This is a genomic window from Paenibacillus sp. sgz302191, from assembly GCF_057749925.1.
On record NZ_JBYLHY010000088.1, the window covers coordinates 1 to 1,176 of the forward strand.

The following is a 1,176-nucleotide window of genomic DNA, read 5'->3' on the forward strand; positions in this document are numbered from 1 at the left end:
AATTTCGCGAGATGTTCATGCCAGAAGAGGCGACAACGACAACGTATACGAAACAGTCCTTTTCCGAGGCCAGACAAAAGCTCTCCCCGGCCGCGTTCACCTTGCTAAATGACGAACTGGTTCAGGCGTTTTACGAAGACGGGGATTTCAAAACGTATCATGGATTTCGACTGCTTGCTATGGACGGCAGCGTGATGGAATTGCCAAATACATCTGAAACCAGAAACGTGTATGGATACACGACGACTTACAAAGTCGGGTTTCGTATAGCCAGGGCACTCTCTTCCCATCTGTACGATTTAGAGAACAAACTGGTTCTTAGTACCTGCCTAAGCCGTTATGACGATAATGAACGGGATCTGGCCAAACGGAACGTAGAACACCTGTTGAGTCTTGAAACCACGCCTGTTCGGAATCTGATCTTGTTTGATCGCGGCTACCCGTCAGCGGAGTTCATGCTGTATTTACAGGAAAAAGGCATCTTTTACTTGATGCGGGCTCAAGGGTCATTTTACAAAGAAATTGTAAACACGACACTGCCGGATGAAGTCGTGACGATCGAAATCACGAAAGCCAGAGCCAAAGAACTGAAGAAGCAAGGGAAAAGCATTCCACCGGGAACAATACTGAAAGTTCGGGTACTGAAAGTGGAACTATCTACCGGCGAAACGGAAATCCTGTTAACCAACGTTAGCGCTGACGAACTGAGTTACGCAGCGAGCAAGCCCTTGTATTTCAAAAGATGGGGGATTGAAACGCGTTTCGACGATTTGAAGCATAAGTTTGAGATTGAGAATTTTTCGGGACAAAAGCCTCCGATCATTGAACAGGATTTCTACGCAGCGGTGCTGCTGAGCAACATGGCTTCTATATTGGAACAAGAAGCCGAAACGCAGATGAAGGAAAGCAAGCGAACTGAGCATCTGAAATACACAGAGTACCGGATCAATAAAAATATTCTGGTCGGCAAATTGCGCAATCGGCTCATCGAAATGATGCTGGAAGAAGACGATACGAAAAGGGACGACCTGCACGCCCGATTTTTGGAGGAGCTTCAGCGCAACATCGTCCCCATAGTGAAGGATCGCTCTTTCAAACGGAACAAACAGACAAAAGCTAACAAATTCACGAAGACCAAGCGGCGGGGGCTATAACCGCTTAACCTGACAACATTGG

The 1,176-nt window shown here is 46.9% G+C and carries 1 protein-coding gene; it reads left to right on the forward strand.

The features are described 5' to 3' along the window. On the forward strand, positions 1–1,154 hold a 1,154-nt coding region (locus AC3G2T_RS38680), incomplete at its 5' end, for an IS4 family transposase (protein ID WP_488438815.1). Positions 1,155–1,176: the final 22 nt, after the last annotated feature.